The sequence below is a fragment of the Raoultibacter massiliensis genome, assembly GCF_900199545.1.
Lineage (GTDB): Bacteria > Actinomycetota > Coriobacteriia > Coriobacteriales > Eggerthellaceae > Raoultibacter > Raoultibacter massiliensis.
The window spans coordinates 597,437-613,520 of sequence record NZ_LT962671.1; the positions used below are offsets into that span (position 1 = coordinate 597,437).

12 protein-coding genes and 2 tRNA genes are annotated in these 16,084 nt (G+C 60.6%); 12 read left to right on the plus strand and 2 right to left on the minus strand.

Going from position 1 to position 16,084, the window contains the following annotated elements:
• The first annotated feature begins 1 nt into the window (after position 1).
• The 7 genes from C1719_RS06675 (at position 2) to tnpA (ending at position 4,955) form a co-directional block, all read left to right on the plus strand.
• Positions 2 to 829, plus strand: coding sequence for a 4Fe-4S dicluster domain-containing protein (locus C1719_RS06675; RefSeq protein WP_102374396.1), 828 nt, complete (start codon positions 2 to 4; stop codon positions 827 to 829).
• A gap of 73 nt (positions 830 to 902) precedes the next feature.
• Positions 903 to 2,312 carry an SLC13 family permease gene (locus tag C1719_RS06680; protein ID WP_180963509.1) on the plus strand — a complete coding sequence of 470 codons (1,410 nt, stop codon included), beginning with the start codon at positions 903 to 905 and terminating at the stop codon, positions 2,310 to 2,312.
• A gap of 70 nt (positions 2,313 to 2,382) precedes the next feature.
• Positions 2,383 to 3,792, plus strand: coding sequence for an SLC13 family permease (locus tag C1719_RS06685; RefSeq protein ID WP_102374398.1), 1,410 nt, complete (start codon positions 2,383 to 2,385; stop codon positions 3,790 to 3,792).
• Positions 3,792 to 3,938, plus strand: a complete 147-nt coding sequence (locus C1719_RS15695) for a hypothetical protein (RefSeq protein WP_180963510.1) — start codon at positions 3,792 to 3,794, stop codon at positions 3,936 to 3,938. Before C1719_RS06685 ends, C1719_RS15695 begins: the two co-directional genes overlap by 1 nt.
• Positions 3,939 to 4,046: 108 nt before the next feature.
• A tRNA-Gln gene (locus C1719_RS06690) sits at positions 4,047 to 4,120 on the plus strand.
• A gap of 95 nt (positions 4,121 to 4,215) precedes the next feature.
• A tRNA-Glu gene (locus C1719_RS06695) sits at positions 4,216 to 4,292 on the plus strand.
• A 141-nt stretch (positions 4,293 to 4,433) separates the two neighbouring features.
• The gene (gene tnpA, locus C1719_RS06700; protein ID WP_180963402.1) at positions 4,434 to 4,955 is read left to right on the plus strand and encodes an IS200/IS605 family transposase; all 522 of its coding nucleotides are present in this window, start codon (positions 4,434 to 4,436) and stop codon (positions 4,953 to 4,955) included.
• 164 nt (positions 4,956 to 5,119) lie between these two features.
• Here the strand turns inward: tnpA and C1719_RS06705 are convergent, their stop codons facing one another.
• Positions 5,120 to 5,830, minus strand: coding sequence for a CDGSH iron-sulfur domain-containing protein (locus tag C1719_RS06705; RefSeq protein ID WP_102374399.1), 711 nt, complete (start codon positions 5,828 to 5,830; stop codon positions 5,120 to 5,122).
• Between the two features lie 107 nt (positions 5,831 to 5,937).
• Positions 5,938 to 7,296, minus strand: a complete 1,359-nt coding sequence (locus tag C1719_RS06710) for a CCA tRNA nucleotidyltransferase (RefSeq protein ID WP_102374400.1) — start codon at positions 7,294 to 7,296, stop codon at positions 5,938 to 5,940.
• A 205-nt stretch (positions 7,297 to 7,501) separates the two neighbouring features.
• On the opposite strand from C1719_RS06710, the gene C1719_RS06715 reads away from it, so the two are divergent.
• From C1719_RS06715 to C1719_RS06735, 5 genes are all read left to right on the plus strand, one after another.
• On the plus strand, positions 7,502 to 10,063 hold the full coding sequence (locus C1719_RS06715) for an AfsR/SARP family transcriptional regulator (RefSeq protein ID WP_146007861.1): 2,562 nt from the start codon (positions 7,502 to 7,504) through the stop codon (positions 10,061 to 10,063).
• 196 nt (positions 10,064 to 10,259) lie between these two features.
• Entirely contained in the window at positions 10,260 to 13,058 is a 2,799-nt protein-coding gene (gene secA, locus C1719_RS06720; RefSeq protein ID WP_102374402.1) for a preprotein translocase subunit SecA, read from the plus strand.
• A 65-nt stretch (positions 13,059 to 13,123) separates the two neighbouring features.
• Complete coding sequence (prfB, locus tag C1719_RS06725; protein WP_102374403.1) at positions 13,124 to 14,218, plus strand: peptide chain release factor 2; 1,095 nt, start codon at positions 13,124 to 13,126, stop codon at positions 14,216 to 14,218.
• Between the two features lie 28 nt (positions 14,219 to 14,246).
• Complete coding sequence (locus C1719_RS06730) at positions 14,247 to 15,083, plus strand: transketolase (protein ID WP_102374404.1); 837 nt, start codon at positions 14,247 to 14,249, stop codon at positions 15,081 to 15,083.
• A complete protein-coding gene (locus C1719_RS06735) occupies positions 15,076 to 16,059 on the plus strand; it encodes a transketolase family protein (RefSeq protein WP_102374405.1) in 984 nt (327 codons plus the stop codon). The genes C1719_RS06730 and C1719_RS06735 overlap by 8 nt, the downstream gene beginning before the upstream one ends.
• Positions 16,060 to 16,084: the final 25 nt, after the last annotated feature.

Here is a 16,084-nt window from a genome sequence, read left to right on the forward strand (position 1 = left end):
CATGGGCAAAATATTTGTAATCGATCCGGCGAAGTGCAACGGTTGCCGGAACTGCCAGATCGCCTGCAAAGACGAGCACTGCGACAACGACTGGTCTCCCATTGCGCTGCCCCAGCCCGATACCGGCCACTTCTGGCTCAACGTCGACGAGAAGGTGCGCGGCAGCGTTCCGAAAGTAAAGGTGTCCTATGTTGTGAGGCTGTGCCAGCACTGCGGCGACGCCCCGTGCATGAAAGCGGCGCCCGAGGCCGTGTATCGCCGCGATGACGGCCTGGTGATCGTCGATCCCGAAAAGGCCAAAGGGAAGCGCGAGCTTGTGGAGGCGTGTCCGTATGGAGCGATTTTCTGGAACGAGGAGCTTGCGGTGCCGCAGAAATGCACGGGATGCGCGCATCTGCTCGACGATGGCTGGTCGGTGCCCCGATGCGTCGATGCCTGCCCGCATGGGGCAATTCGTTTCGGCGACGGGGAAGATTTCGCCGGCGAGCTCGAAGCCGCCGAGTTTATCGCTCCCGAGCGCGCAGACGCCGACAAGCCCCACGTATACTATCTGAATCTGCCGAAGCGCTTCGTGGCGGGCATCGTGGTCGATCTGGAATCCGACGAGGTGGTTGCCGGCGCGCAAATCACGCTCGAGAACCCTGAAACGACCGAGATCCTGCAGGCGGAGACCGATGAGTTCGGCGACTTCTGGTTCCATCAGGTCGATGCCGCGCTCTACAACGTGTACGTCGAGGCCGAGGGGTATATGACGCGTATGGTGAAAGCGGATGCGACGGACGAGGATTGCAACATCGGTCCGATCGACGTGTTTGCGGCTGCCGAGTAGCGCGAAAAGCTGAGCCGCCTCAACGCAAGGCGGCTCAGCTCGGATTCTTCAACGCAAAATGTTAGGGGAACATATGTCAAACACATCTTCAATAAAACAGATCGCCGGTTTGGTGATTGCGGCGATTTTGGTAGTCGGCGGGCTGTTCCTGCCAGGAACGGGCGATCTGACCCACGAGGGGATTTTGGGCCTTGCCATCCTGCTTGCAACCGTCGCCCTATGGATATGCGAATCGATACCCATGGGCGTTGCGGGCCTTCTGGCGCTCGTCGTGGCGCCGATCGTCGGCATCGCGGAAATCAACACGGTCTTTTCCGGATTCGGCACGACCACCGTCATCTTCGCCATCGCGGTATTCGGTCTCACGGCTATCGTCATGAAGTCGAATCTCGCGATTCGATTGACCGCTGCGATGACGAAATGGTCGGGAGCGAACTCGAACAAGCTCGTGCTTGCGTTCATGTGCGTATCCTGGCTGCTGTCGACGGTTATGAACGACTCGGCGGTTCTGGTGCTCGTCATCGGCCTATCCATGATCGTTCTCAACAACGCGGGCCACGAGATCGGGAAATCGCGGTTGGCGAAGGCGTTCTACATCGGCATCGCGCTTTGCGCGTTCATCGGAGGCGGTGCGACCCCCGCGGGATCCTCCATCAACGTGCTCGTCATCGGCATGCTCGAGCAAACGATGGGGCAGACGATCAGCTTCGTTGACTGGATGGTGGCCTGCCTGCCCGTGTGCCTGCTCATGGTTCCGATCACGTGGTTTGCCGTTATCAAGATCCTCAAGCCCGAGCCGATCGAGCAGAAGGATCTCGAAGAGCTGCAGAAGCGCGCAAGGGAACTGGGGCCTTTGGCTCCCGAAGAGAAGAAGACGCTCTTCTTCCTTATCGGCATGCCCGTCCTCTGGATTGCCGGCTCGTGGATTCCCGCCCTCAACGTGACCACGGTTACCGTGCTCGGTCTTGCCGCAATGTTTCTTCCCGGCGTCAAGCTGCTCACGTTCGAAGAGTTCCAGCGCGAGGTTCCGTGGACGATCGTCATCATGATCGGCGCGGTGCTGTGCCTCGGCGGGATCGTCAATGCAACCGGCGGCGTTGCCTACCTTGCAAACATGTTCCTGTCGACGGGGGTCACGGAGCTCGGCGGATTCTTCTCGCTGCTGCTCATCATGCTCGCCGTGTACGCGTTCCACACGCTCGTTCCGATCGGGCCTGCGTTCATCACGCTGCTCGTGCCTCCGCTGATGGCGTTTTGCGTATCGGTTGGAATGTCGCCTGCCGTGCCGGGCATGATGCTCGCAATCCTGCTTTCGGGCAATTTCCTCCTTCCCTTCAATCCGGGAATGGCGCTTGCCTACCGCGATAACTGCTGGACGGCAAGCGAGCTGTTCAAGACCGGCATCGTCCCGGCGATCATTTTCGTGGTGCTTCTGAGCGCCTGGACGCCGTTCGCCGCAGGCCTCATGGGCATCGCCATGTAGCTTTGGGCAAACAATCGCTTACGGACCTTCCGGCCGGCTTGGCTGGAAGGTCCAGGGGATAGGGGGAATTATGGTTTGCGGTAGCATAAACAAAAAGTATGTCGGCATCCCTCTTGCGCTTGTCATTTTGCTCATCGGGTGGTTTCTGCCTCCTGTCGAGGGACTCACCCATGAGGGGATCGTCGGCCTTTCGATTCTGTTCGCGGCCGTTGCGATGTGGGTGTGCGAGACGCTGCCCATGGGCGTGACGGGCCTTCTCGCGCTGGTCCTTGCGCCACTGCTCGGCATCGCGGAAATCAATACGGTCTTTTCCGGATTCGGCACGACCACCGTAATTTTCGCCATGGCCGTCTTCTCGTTGACGGCTATCGTCATGAAATCAGATCTCGCCATTCGCCTGACGGGGTTTCTCGTGCGGATCGCCGGCAGAGACTCCCGTAAGCTCGTGCTGGCGTTCATGGTTGCAGGCGGCCTGCTTTCTGCCGTCATGAACGACTCGGCCACGTTGGTGCTGTTTCTCGGGTTCGCCGATACGGTGCTGGAAAACGCGGGGCACGTCAAGGGCAAGTCGAACCTTGCGAAGTGCCTGTATCTCGGCAGCGCCTTCGCCATCTTCATGGGAGGAATGGCAACGCCTGCGGGTGCGTCCATCAATGTGCTTGCGATCGGTTTGGTAGAGCAGGCGACGGGGCAGACGATTCCGTTTCTGTCCTGGGTCCTTGCGGCTGCTCCCGTCGCCATCGTCATGATCCCGATCATCTGGGTCGTCCTCACCAAGATATTCAAGCCGGAGCCTATCGACGAGGAGAGTCTGCGCGTGCTGACGGCGAAGGCATCCGAACTCGGGTCGCTGACGCTCGAAGAGAAGAAAACGCTCGTTTTCCTCTTGGGCGTGCCGGTGCTGTGGATAATCGGCTCCTGGGTGCCTGCGCTGAACGTGACGACGGTTTCCGTCGTGGCTCTTGCGCTCATGTGCGCGCCCGGCATCAGGTTGCTCACGTTCGACGAGTTCCAGCGCGAGGTTCCGTGGACGATCGTCGTCATGATCGGGGCCGTCATCTCGCTTGGCGGCATCGTCGGGTCTACGGGCGGCGTCGCATTCCTGGCGAACCTGTTCCTGAACAGCGGGGTCATGGAGTTGGGTATGTTCTTCACGTTCTGGCTCATCGTGGCTGCGGTGTATTTTACCCATTCGTTTGTGCCGGTGGGTCCCGCCTTCGCCACCATCCTCATTCCGCCTCTGATGACGTACTGCATGCAGGCCGGGTATTCTCCTGCGATACCGGCGATTCTGCTTGCGGCTATCCTGTCCGGCAACCTTCTGCTTCCCATCAATCCAGGTTTGGCCCTGTCGTATCGCGATAACGTCTATACGTTCGGCGATGCGTTCAAGGCGGGCATCGTGCCGGTGCTCTGCCTGATCACCTTGCTCGCCGCATGGGTGCCGTTCATGGTGGGGGTGCTGGGGATACCGAACTGATGAGATTTTCTGCTGCTGGGAAATCGAAACGGGTGCTCGGTGCCTGCCTGATGGCGGTTGCCGGCTTCATCCCGAAGAAGGGTTCCGTTCGGGCGGGCGAGGGGCTTCGCGTGGAGAAATCGCGGGAGGGCGTTTCTGGAAAATAAGCCTGCGATTTCAAGAAACGGGCTTGACGAAGCGTGTTTGTAACCGTAATATATTCACTCGCGTTTGCAGTCGGAAACTTGTGTTTCCCGCTCGATCGCATGTGCTACTGGGGTGTCGTCTAATGGCAGGACAGCGGTTTCTGGTACCGTATGTGAGGGTTCGACTCCTTCCACCCCAGCCATTTGTTTGCAGTGTGGCAGATGCGTAGAGAAAGAACCTCGAAAAAGGTTCTTGACGAGAATGGTTCGTCGCTATAAACTACCACGATGCGCCTATGGTCCCGTCGTCTAGCGGTTCAGGACGCCGCCCTCTCAAGGCGGAGGTCGCCGGTTCGAATCCGGTCGGGACTACCAAAAATTAGAAGAACCCCCGCAGATCGGGGGTTCTTTTTTGCATTAGGGCTTTAGCCCGTCGGCCGCGCAAAGCGCGGACGATATCAACCACCCGCTATGCGGGTGCGCGACAGATGTTATACAAAATCACCTTCCTATACAATGGCGATTGTTCAGGTCGTCCAGCGAATTAGGAAGGTGATTAATTTGGCGCAACAGTCGCATAGCCTGTCGCACACGAAGTGGATGTGTAAGTATCACATCGTCTTCACTCCGAAGTATAGGCGCAAAATTATCTACAATCAATTGAGGACTAGCATTGGGAGCATACTCCGCACACTATGCGGATACAAAGGCGTTGAGATACTAGAAGGGCACCTCATGCCTGATCATGTTCACATGCTAGTGAGCATTCCGCCGAAGATAAGCGTCTCTAGTTTTATGGGGTATCTGAAGGGAAAGAGTTCCCTGATGATTTTCGACAAGCATGCCAATCTCAAGTACAAGTTCGGTAACAGGAAGTTTTGGGCCGAAGGTTACTACGTAAGCACGGTAGGTCTTAATGAGGCCGCTATTGCAAAATACATTCGCGAACAAGAAAAGCACGACATTGCACTCGACAAGTTAAGCGTTAAAGAATACGAAGACCCGTTCATCAAAGGACAAGGCAAGCTGCCACTTTAAGTGGCTTGTTGCGAGTCAAAAGCTATACGGCCTGAACACAAGTGAAGGCCAGCGTCTTTAGGCGCTGGCTGGTAATCCTTGGGGTTATACCCCTAGAGCAAACCACCCGTTTTCACGGGTGGTTCTGATTGCAGATCAAGTGCGGTTTCGCGGTTATTCCAGCCTTACAGTCCGTCTCGGAAGTCGGCGGGCACGTGGCTCGCATCGCAGAACGGCTTGTTGCGCGATTGTCCGCATCGGCAGAGCGCATAGCGGTTGCGCGGCTCGTAGAGCGTCCCGTCGGCTGATTCGAGCGGGATGCCTCCCCTTACGTACAGACATGAGCTCACGTTCTTCTCGGGATCTTCGAGCAGCGAGATCTCTGGTTCGAAATCGGGTTCTATCAGCGTGCCGTCGCCGTTGTTCCGATGGACGAGCCTGCCTGCGGGGCAGTCGGTTGAGGCTTTGACCGCTTCTTCCATCAAATGTGGATCGTCCGACGCTTCGGTGAGCGACCACACATCGCCTTCCTCGCGATGGCAGAAACGGGCGAATGCGCAGCGGTTGTCGTCGAAAAGGTCGACGCCGCCGCCCGGATAAAGATCGGCTCGGTCGAGGAAATCTTCCCTCGAAGCGGTTTCGTCTCCCTGAAAATGGGCTTCGATGTGAGATCCGTCGCAAAACGGCATGTTCTTCGAGCGCCCGCAGCGGCAAAGCGCGTAGGTTTCTTCGGTTTCGAAGATGCGGTCGAGCCGATATTCCCGATGTCCGCCGACGAGTGTGATGATCTCGCGCTTGAGCGGCACGCGGCCGCATACGATGTAGGGGCCGTCTTTCGTGATGGTGATCTTCATGCCTTCGCCGCAGGGGCTATCGGGTTGGGTGGTGCCCTCCATGATCTACCTCGCTTTCTCGTCTGCCTCAAAAAGTGTCTGCGACCAAGTATATTGGGGCCTCGGCAGCGGCGGCCGGCATCGCCGTGTTCCGTTGCCGAACGGTTGCGTCATCGCCACTGCTTTCGAACAAAGGCGAGCAGATGGTCGCGATCGTTTTCCACCCGCTCGTCGATCACGGCTTCGAGCGCCCGATCGAGCAGCCGGCCGATTTCCGGGCCCTGCGCAACCCCGAGTTCGATGAGATCGGTACCGCCGATGGCGAGATCTCTGAGCGAGAACGCCTCCTGAGCCTCGATGATCTGATCGAGTATCCTATCGAGCTCGTCTGCGACCGCAACTCTTTTGCGGCATTGCGGCGCCTGGGCCAGCGAGTCGCCTCTCTTGAGATCGCACATGGCGCGGAACAGGTCGATGCGCCCATCGAGGCGGCGAAGCATGCGCTTGACCGCCTTCGGGGTCGGCTCGATCACATCGTCGTGATATCTGACCAGCAACAGCACGTCGGAGGAAAACGACGGGGGGAAGGTAAGCTCCTTCAGCACGGGTTTTGCAAGCTCGATGCTCAGCTTGGCGTGGCCGTAGAAATGGCCGACGCCCTCGTCGTCGGTGAAGAACGCCCGCGGTTTGCCCATATCATGAAAGAGCGCAGCCCAGCGGACCAGGGGGTAGGGAGGCGTGTTCTGCATTACGTAGGCCGTGTGCTCGAGGACGTCGTACTGGTGATAAGGCGTTTTCTGATCGAACCCTTGCATGGCGGTTATCTCGGGCATGAAAAAAGCGAGTATGCGATTGCATGCCATAAGGGCATCGTGGATTGCCGAACCGCATACGAACCCTTGGAGCTCCTTGGTGATGCGCTCCTTCGCCACGCTGGCGAGCAGAGGCGTGCAGTATTCCATGCCCCTCATGGTGTCGTCCTCTATCGAGAAGCCGAGCTGCGAGGCAAATCTGCATGCGCGCATGATGCGCAGCGCATCCTCGGAAAACCTCCGTTCGGGATTGCCGACGGCGCGGATGACTCCCGCATCGATATCGGCTCTTCCGTCGTGTGGATCGAGCAGGCCGCGGACAGGGTGGTAGGCTATGGCGTTCATTGTGAAATCCCGCCGATCGAGATCGGCCGCGATGCTTTGGACAAACGTTACGGAGTCGGGGTGGCGCCCGTCTGTGTAGGGCCCGTCTACGCGGTACGTCGTCGCCTCAATGGGCTCTTCGCCGATGATCGCGGTGATGGTGCCGTGCTTCGTGCCCGTTTCGTGCACGCGGAATCCGGCTGCCTCAAACGCGAGCTTCGCCTCTTGCCACGGCGCCGAGGTCGCGATGTCGATATCGCCGCCGTTTCTGCCCATGAGGGCATCGCGTACGAAGCCGCCGACGCACCAGGCTTCGAAGCCCGAGCGTTCGAGCGCATCGATGGCCGCACGAGCATGACGGGGTAGTTCGATAGATGTGACCTTCTTGCCCATGGTGCATACTATAGCACGACATAAGGCCACGTCAGGTATTGCGACAAGAGATGATCGCTCCTATCATGTAACACCCGATGGCCGCTTCTGCGCAGAGGGGAGCGCGACCATGGCCGATTACGTTTCGAGTTCGGCATGCAACGGCTGCAAGCCGAAGCACCTTCGGGGGCGAATTCATTTCCAACGCCCGAGGCTTTTGTCCCTTATGATTCAGAATCGGGATGTCGTGCGTTTCCTCGTTGCTCCATCGGGCTTTGGAAAGACGGCTCTCGCCCTCGAATACGCCGAATCGATTTTCGGATTCCGCGACGTTTTCTGGCTCAATGCCAAAAGCCCCTGTTTCTTGCGCGATGTCGACAACGCTACGCTCGGCACGCAGCTCGCCTCCCTTACCCGAAAACGCTCGCTTGTCGTGATAGAGGATATTCCCGACCTGACGGCCGAGCGGGCCGAATCGGTTTCGACATGCATCGATAAACTGCTCGAACGGGGATGGGAGGTTGTCGTTACCATGACGCCCCTGCGGGGATCTTTCGTCGATAGGCAACCCGACGGTACGCGGATATGTTCGAGGGATTTCCTTGTAACCGAAGAGGAGCAGCGCATGTTCGCCGGCGATGCCGCTTTCGGTTCTCGCGATTCGATCCCCCTGCCGCTCGCCGACAGCGTGCCCGGCCTTATGTGGGGCGGATCTCGCGCCGAGGCCGATCTGTTGTGCGGCATCGTGGCGGACGGGCTTCCCGCCGATGTTCTGCTGGGCGTGTTCACGCTGCTCGTGCTTCGGAGGGGTTTTCTTGCCGATGCGAAGATGTACGCGGGCCCCTTGAAAAGCGATGCGCGGGCGCTGCTCGGCGAGGAGTACCTGTTTTTGGGCGTCGATGAGCACGACGAACGGTTCGAGACGCACGCATTTCCTATCGACGAGGTGGTGCGTGCGTTTTCTCGCGCTCTCGGACGCATGGCGGCGAGCTCGTCGTTTCCGGATGCGGACGCTCTTGTGATGCGGCTCGCCGATGGATTGCTCGCGCAGGGCGCTTCCGAGCGCGCTTGCCTGTTCGTCGGGGGATGCTGCAACGCCGAAAAGCGGATCGCCTGGCTTGGGTCGAGGGCGAGGAGGCTTTCGGCTCTTGGGTGCCTGCTGCCGGCGCACCGTTTGTTCGAAAGCCGCTCGATGCGACTCAATTCCGATACCGCCGCCGTGTTCATCGGCGAGGCGTGGCGGCTCGTCGGGCTCGACCGCGTGCCGGAGGCGCTTGCCCTCGCTGAGCGCGTGCTTGCGAAAGCAAGCCTTTCCGACGCCGTGCGGGGCCATGCCGCGCTGCTGCTCACGAGGTACGGCGATGCCGATTGCCGCCGGAAATCGGCAGACGTCCTCAAGGGGCTCGTTCGGATGGCGGGCGGCAACGACGCCCGAAGGAATTCGGAGGCGATCTCTGTGGCGCTTTCCGACGGGAACCGCCGATGGGAGGCGCTGGGGGTTGCGGCTGTTTGGCTTGCCGAAGACGGTCGCGCCGCCGTTTTTCTCGCCGAGGCGTGTTTGGGCTGCGGGAGGACGGGCGATGTCGAGACGGGCATTCTCTTGTGGGCGCTCGACGCCCTGTCGGGAAAAGGGCTCGGCTCGCCCGCCCAGCCTGACGGGGCCGATATCGAACGCGTGCTGGCGATAACAGGCGATTACCTGCGCCGTTGTGAAGAAGAGGGCTCGTTCGGATACGGCGAGGCGGCGCTGCTCGGTGCATGGGACGAAGCAAAGGCGCTCGCTTCTCCCGATGCCCTCTACCCCCCGCTCGTCTCCGTGAGGATGGTCGCCCAAAAGCTCGAGGTGCAGCTGTTCTCCCAGCGAAGCGCATTCGAACGCGAGCGTCGCGAGACAGACTGCGTGCAGGAAGGGACGATGCACGGCGGGCGAAGGGGGCGGGGGATCGTCCTTTCCGGCGACTGCGGATTTTCAGGAGCGCTTCTTCGCACGCACGAGATCGTCCCGACGCTTCGCATCTGCCTGTTCGGCGGGCTCGAGGTGCGCATCGGCGATAGCGAAGTCGATCCCAGCGCGTTTCGCAGGCAGAAAGTCAAGACCCTCTTGGCGTTGCTCGCGCTGAACCAGGGCAAGGAACTTCTGCGCGATCGGCTTGCCTCCATCCTGTGGCCTACGAGTTCGTCGGCGACGGCGCAGCGGAATTTCTACACCGTATGGTCGATTCTGCGCAAAGCGCTTTCCTTGCCCGGTACCCAGGAGTGCCCGTATCTGATTCGTCTCCAGTACAGCTGCCGCCTCGACGCCCGCACGGTCTCAAGCGACGTTGCGGAGTTCGATGAACTGTGTGGCAAGCTCTTGCTCGGGGCGCCCGACGCCGAAGCTTGGTCGGCCGCCTTTGCGCGGCTCAACGAACTGTACCGCGGCGATCTGCTGCCGAGCGAGAGCGGCAACGAGTTCATCCTTCGCCAGCGCGAAGAGTACCGTGCCCGTCTGATCGACGCGCTCGTCTCCGCCTCGACGAGGCTGTTCGACGTCGGCGAGTTGCAATCGGCGCTCTGGTTTGCGCATGCTGCGGTGCGCAAGGATTCGACGCGCGAAGATGCCTACACGGCGCTCATGCAGGCCCAGGTCGCGTCGGGCCAGAGGACGGCTGCACTCGATACCTATTTCAAGTGCAAGCGCTACCTTTCAGACGAGTTGGGCATCGATCCTTCGCCGAAAGCAGTCATGCTCTACAGTTCGATCATCGAAGCGGAGCCGAGCCTCAAGGGGTTCGTTCCCAGGTCGTAGGATCCGGCGCGGCGCGGCCCAAGGGGAAGGGGCCTGCGTTGCGTCGGAGGCGCTTTGCGCCCTTCTCTCCCGTTCGGCGAAAACAACGCGGGACGGCAACGGCAGTGTGGATTTCCTTTGACGCTTTACGAGGTATGATAGAGTGATTCGGTAGCTTTATCGGCACATTGGCCAAAGAGAGAAAGACGGCTCGTACATGGCAGGTTTTTTATCGAAACTCCTCACGCTGGGCGAAGGGAAGCAGCTCAAGCGTTACGAAGATACGGTTCAGAAGATCAACGGTTTGGAACCCGGGATGCAGGAGCTCTCGGATGCCGAACTCAGGGCGCTCACTGCGGCGTTCATGGAGCGGCAGCAAAACGGCGAATCGCTTGAATCGCTGCTGCCCGAAGCGTTTGCGGCGGTGCGCGAAGCTGGCGTGAGAGCGCTCGGCATGCGTCACTTCGACGTACAGCTCATCGGCGGTATGGCCTTGAACGACGGGCAGATCGCCGAGATGAAAACGGGCGAAGGCAAGACGCTCGTCTCCACGTTGGCGGGCTATCTCAACGCCCTCACCGGCGAAAACGTGCACATCGTCACCGTTAACGATTACCTTGCCAAGCGCGACAGCGAATGGATGGGGCGCATCTACAAGTTTCTCGGGATGGATGTCGGCCTCATTCAAAACGGCATGAAGCCCGATCAGAAGATTCCAGCGTACAAGGCGGCCGTTACGTACGGCACGAACTCGGAGTTCGGGTTCGATTACCTGCGCGACAACATGGTGACGAAGGCTGCGAACCGCGTGCAGCGCGGCCACCACTTCGCCATCGTCGACGAGGTCGACTCGATCCTCATCGATGAGGCTCGAACGCCCCTCATCATTTCGGGCGCCGGCACGCAGGCGGCCGAGACCTACAACAAGTTCGCCCGCGTCATGCCCGGGCTCGTGCGCGATGTCGATTACGACATGGACGAAGCGAAGAAGACCATCAACGCAACCGAGAGCGGCCTCGAGAAAATCGAGGCGATGCTCGGCATAGAGGATCTGTACGCCGATCCGTCGGGTCAGCTTGCAAACCATCTGCAGCAGGCGCTGAAGGCCCAGTTCCTTTTCCACCGCGATGTCGACTACGTGGTCGTCGACGGCGAAGTGAAGATCGTCGACGAGTTCACGGGCCGCATCATGGAGGGTCGCCGCTATTCGGAGGGTCTCCACCAGGCCCTCGAAGCCAAAGAGCATGTGCTCGTTCGCGAAGAGAACCAGACGCTTGCCACCATCACGCTGCAGAACTACTTCCGCCTCTACGAGAAGCTCTCCGGCATGACCGGTACCGCCATGACCGAAGACGCCGAGTTCCGCCAAATCTACAATCTGCCCGTCATGGCCATCCCGCCGAACAAGCCCGTGGTCCGCAACGACGAGGACGATCTGATCTACCGCAACATCGATGCGAAGTTCAACGCGGTCGCCGACGAGGTTGCGGCTCGCAACGCCGTAGGGCAGCCGTGCCTCATCGGCACGGTGTCGATCGAGAGTTCCGAGCGGCTTTCCCGCCTCCTCGACAAGCGCGGCATCAAACACGAAACCCTGAATGCGAAGAACCATGAACGCGAGGCGCATATCATCGCGCAGGCCGGGCGCGTCGGTGCGGTCACGATCGCCACGAACATGGCCGGCCGCGGTACCGACATCCTGCTCGGCGGCAACCCCGAGGTCATGGCCGAGGACGTGCTCCGTGCGCGCGGCTTCGATCCCGAGTTGCCCGAAGGCGCCGAAGTCGAAGAGGGCAAGGCCCCCGCTCCGTCGGCCGAAGAGCGCGCAAGCGCGCTCGAAGAGGCGAAGGCGGTTACGAGCGTCGAGAACGAGCGTGTCATCAGGGCGGGAGGTTTGGCCGTCATCGGCACCGAGCGGCATGAGAGCCGTCGTATCGACAACCAGCTGCGCGGCCGTTCCGGCCGTCAGGGCGATCCAGGTGTGACGCAGTTCTATCTTTCGCTCGAAGACGACCTCATGAGGCTCTTCGGCGGCAACCGCATGGATTCCATCGGCCGCATGATGGAGAAGACCGATCTTTCCGAAGACACGCCCATCCAAGCCGGTATGGTTTCCAAGGCCATCGAAAGCGCTCAGCGCCAGGTGGAGAGCATGCACTTCGCAGCCCGTAAGAACGTCCTCGAATACGACGACGTCATGAACCTCCAGCGTGTCGCCATCTACGAAGAGCGCAACGCCATCCTCGACGGCAAGGATCTCACCGACCGCATTCCCGAGATCATCCGCGATGCGGCCGAGGGCGTCGTTGCCGAAAACTGCCCCGAAAAGGTTCCTTCCGACGACTGGGACTCCAAGGCGGTCGAGCTTTGGGTTGCAAACATGACCGGTCGCACCGATTTCGAGGTTTCCGCGCTCGATCACGACGACGATCCCGATGCCGTTCTCGAAGGCATCGTCGATTTCTTGCAGAGCGTCTACGACGAGAAGACCGATATGCTCGGCGAAGCCGCCATGAAAAACCTCGAGGCCCAGGTGATGCTTCGCATCATCGATACGAAGTGGATGGCCCACCTCCAGGAGATGGATTACCTCAAGGCGGGCATCGGCTTGCGCGCTTTCGGGCAGCGCGATCCGCTTGTCGAATACAAAAACGAAGCGTACGCCGCTTTCCAATCCCTGACCGTTTCGATGTACGAAGATTTCCTTCGCACGCTGCTGCGCCTGCAGATTGCGGTCAAGGAGGTTCCCGAGGAGCGCAACCCGCTCGAGGGCAAGGTGAGCTATTCGTCTCCCGAGGCAGCTTTGAACGATACGGCCACGACCGCCCAGCGCACGCAGGCTGCGGCCGCGCAGGCGAAGGGCATACCCGCCGCACCGCCGAAAGCGGCGCCAACGGGAAAGGCCAAGACGGTGGAGAAGGACAAAGACGATCCGTTCGCCAACGTCGGGCGCAACGATCCGTGTCCGTGCGGTTCGGGCAAGAAGTTCAAGAAGTGCCACGGAGCGAACCTCTGACGTGCGATTCGGCTTCACGGTGCTGCGGCATCAGGTTCGGGTCCATTCGTTAACGGCGGGGAAGCATGACTGACAGGGAATTCAAAGATATCGAGCAGGTGGCCAAGCGCGTCGAAGACGCGAAGGGTTACCTGCATATCGAACGGAAAAGCGAGGAGCTTGCATCGCTCGATGAAACCATCGCATCGCCGGGTTTCTGGGATGATGCGAACCGCGCTCAAGAGGTGTCGAAGCGGGCGAGCAATCTGCGCGACACCATCGAGGAGTATCGCGAGGCGGAAACGCTCCTCGACGATGCCCGCGCAGCGCTCGAACTCGCTTCGGAAGACGAGGCGTTCGAGGAGGAGGCCGCCCAAGCGCTCGACGCGCTCGACGCGCTGCTTGACAGGCTCGAGGTAGCGTCGTGGTTTTCGGGCCGGTTCGATTCGGGCGACGCGATACTCACGGTCAATCCGGGATCGGGCGGGCTCGAGGCCCAGGATTGGACCGAGATGCTCTACCGCATGTACGCGCGCTATGCGGAGAAGAAGGGCTGGAAGGTGCGTGTGCTCGACCTCGTGCCGGGCAACGGCATCGGCCTCGATAAGGCGACCATCCAAATCGAGGGGCGCAACGCCTACGGCATGCTCAGAAGCGAATCGGGCGTGCATCGCCTCGTGCGCATCTCGCCGACCGACGACAAGAAGCGCCGCCACACCACGTTCGCCGGCGTCGAGGTGCTGCCGGTGCTTCCCGACGATATCGAAATCGATATCAATCCCGCCGACGTGCGCGTCGACGTGTATCGCTCAAGCGGGCCGGGCGGCCAGTGCGTGAACACGACCGACTCGGCGGTGAGGCTCATCCATGTGCCCAGCGGCATCGTGGTTACCTGCCAAAACGAGAAATCACAGCTCCAGAACAAAGAAGCGGCCTTCAAGGTGCTGCGCGCCAAGCTCTTCGAACTCGAGGAGCGCAAGCGCGAAGAGGAGCTTCGGGAACTGCGGGGAGAGCGTATGGAAAACTCTTTCGGCAGCCAAATCAGAAACTACGTATTGTATCCTTATCAATTGGTGAAAGACGTGCGCAGCAACATCGAGACGGGCAACGTCGACGCGGTCTTGGACGGCGATATCGACGAGTTCGTGCTCGGCTACCATAAGTGGCGCGTGACGTCGTGAGGTGCAGGCTGAGAGAAGAAGGACGGGCATGGAATTAACCGAGGTCGAAGCGAAGGCGCGAAACATCCGCGAGAGCATCGTGCGCATGATCGCCGAAGCGGGAAGCGGACATCCGGGCGGATCGCTTTCCTGTGCCGACATACTGACGGCGCTCTATTTCGGGGGCGTGCTCGTGCACGACCCGGCGCATCCGAGCGACCCTCGCAGGGATTACTTCATCTTGGGCAAGGGGCATGCGGCTCCCGCCCTGTATGCAACGCTTGCCGAAGCGGGTTACTTTCCCAAAGAGGAGCTCATGACGCTGCGCAAGCTCGGCACGCGGCTGCAGGGCCATCCCGATTCGAACCTGCTCGAGGGCGTGGAAGTGTCCACGGGATCGCTTGGCCAGGGGCTGTCCATCGGCGCGGGCGCCGCAGCGGGTCTGCGGCTCGACGGATTGGACAACCGCGTGTTCGTCGTGCTCGGCGATGGCGAATGCCAGGAGGGGCAAGTGTGGGAAGCGGCTATGTTCTCCGCACACAAGCGCCTCGGCAACCTGATCGCGATCGTCGATGCCAACGGCCTGCAGATCGACGGCGCGTGCTGTGACGTGTGCTGCGAAGGCGATCTGGGCGGGAAGTTTGCAGCGTTCGGCTGGGATGTATCCTACGTCGACGGCCACGATATCGCGGCGCTCGTCGAGCTTTTCGGCAATCTCAAGGCCGCTGGGGGAGAAAAGCCCCATGCGGTGATCGCGGCAACGGTGAAGGGCAAGGGAGTTTCGTTCATGGAAAACCAAGCGGGCTGGCACGGCAAGGCCCCCAACGCAGAAGAGCTCGAAATCGCGCTTGCCGAGCTCGGCGCGGAAGGAGGCAACCGTGGTTAAGTTTGCATCGCCCGAGCAGGCATCCCAGAAGAAGGCGACTCGCGCGGCGTTCGGCGCGACGCTCGCCGAGCTTGCCGCCGAAGGATTCCCCGTCGTCGCCGTCGACGCCGATCTGACCGGTTCGACGACTACGAAGAAGTTCGCCCAGGCGGCACCGGAAAACGAGGGCAAGCTGTTCAACTGCGGCATCGCAGAGCAGAACATGATCGACGTGGCGGCTGGTCTCGCCTTGACGGGCCACATCGCCTACACCGGCTCGTTCGCCGTGTTCGGCACGGGCCGCGCATACGATCAGATTCGCAACACCGTTGCCTATTCCAAGCTCAACGTGAAGATCGCTCCCACGCATGCGGGCGTCTCGGTCGGCCCCGATGGCGGCAGCCATCAAATGCTCGAAGACGTGTCCCTCATGCGCGGGCTTCCGAACATGACGGTGCTCGTTCCCGCCGATTATGCGGCGGCACGCGCCGCCATCAGGCTTGCGGCCGAAACGCCGGGCCCGGTGTACGTGCGCATGGGTCGTGCTTCGGTGCCCTGCGTGTACGCCGACGACGTGGAGCTCGAGGTCGGACGCGCCTATGTGCTGCGCGAAGGAGCCGACGCCACGGTCGTCGCGTGCGGCGTGGAGATCGACGAGGCCCTGAAGGCTGCTGACATGCTTGCCGAAGAGGGCGTATCGATCGAGGTCGTCGATGCGTTTTCCGTAAAGCCGCTCGATCGTGCGACCATCGTCTCTTCGGTCGAGAAGACGGGGTGCGCCGTCGTCGCCGAAGAGCATTCGGTTGTAGGCGGGCTCGGATCGGCAGTTGCCGAGGCGCTTGCGGAAGAGCACCCGGCGCCTTGCGAGTTCGTCGGCGTTCGCGATACGTTCGGCAAGTCGGGGGAATTCTCCGAGCTGATGGCGTACTTCGCCCTCGATGCTGCCGCCATTGTTGAAGCTGTGAAGAAGGCTATCGCCAGAAAAGCGATCTGCTAGAATTACGGCGTCTCAGTATATTGAC

Excerpts from the sequence above, each read along its gene's own strand:
- C1719_RS06675 (WP_102374396.1), top strand. The coding sequence starts at position 2 with ATGGGCAAAATATTTGTAATCGATCCGGCGAAGTGCAACGGTTGCCGG.
- C1719_RS06680 (WP_180963509.1), top strand. The coding sequence starts at position 903 with ATGTCAAACACATCTTCAATAAAACAGATCGCCGGTTTGGTGATTGCG.
- C1719_RS06685 (WP_102374398.1), top strand. The coding sequence starts at position 2,383 with ATGGTTTGCGGTAGCATAAACAAAAAGTATGTCGGCATCCCTCTTGCG.
- C1719_RS15695 (WP_180963510.1), top strand. The coding sequence starts at position 3,792 with ATGAGATTTTCTGCTGCTGGGAAATCGAAACGGGTGCTCGGTGCCTGC.
- tnpA (WP_180963402.1), top strand. The coding sequence starts at position 4,434 with ATGGCGATTGTTCAGGTCGTCCAGCGAATTAGGAAGGTGATTAATTTG.
- C1719_RS06705 (WP_102374399.1), bottom strand. The coding sequence starts at position 5,830 with ATGGAGGGCACCACCCAACCCGATAGCCCCTGCGGCGAAGGCATGAAG.
- C1719_RS06710 (WP_102374400.1), bottom strand. The coding sequence starts at position 7,296 with ATGGGCAAGAAGGTCACATCTATCGAACTACCCCGTCATGCTCGTGCG.
- C1719_RS06715 (WP_146007861.1), top strand. The coding sequence starts at position 7,502 with ATGATTCAGAATCGGGATGTCGTGCGTTTCCTCGTTGCTCCATCGGGC.
- secA (WP_102374402.1), top strand. The coding sequence starts at position 10,260 with ATGGCAGGTTTTTTATCGAAACTCCTCACGCTGGGCGAAGGGAAGCAG.
- prfB (WP_102374403.1), top strand. The coding sequence starts at position 13,124 with ATGACTGACAGGGAATTCAAAGATATCGAGCAGGTGGCCAAGCGCGTC.
- C1719_RS06730 (WP_102374404.1), top strand. The coding sequence starts at position 14,247 with ATGGAATTAACCGAGGTCGAAGCGAAGGCGCGAAACATCCGCGAGAGC.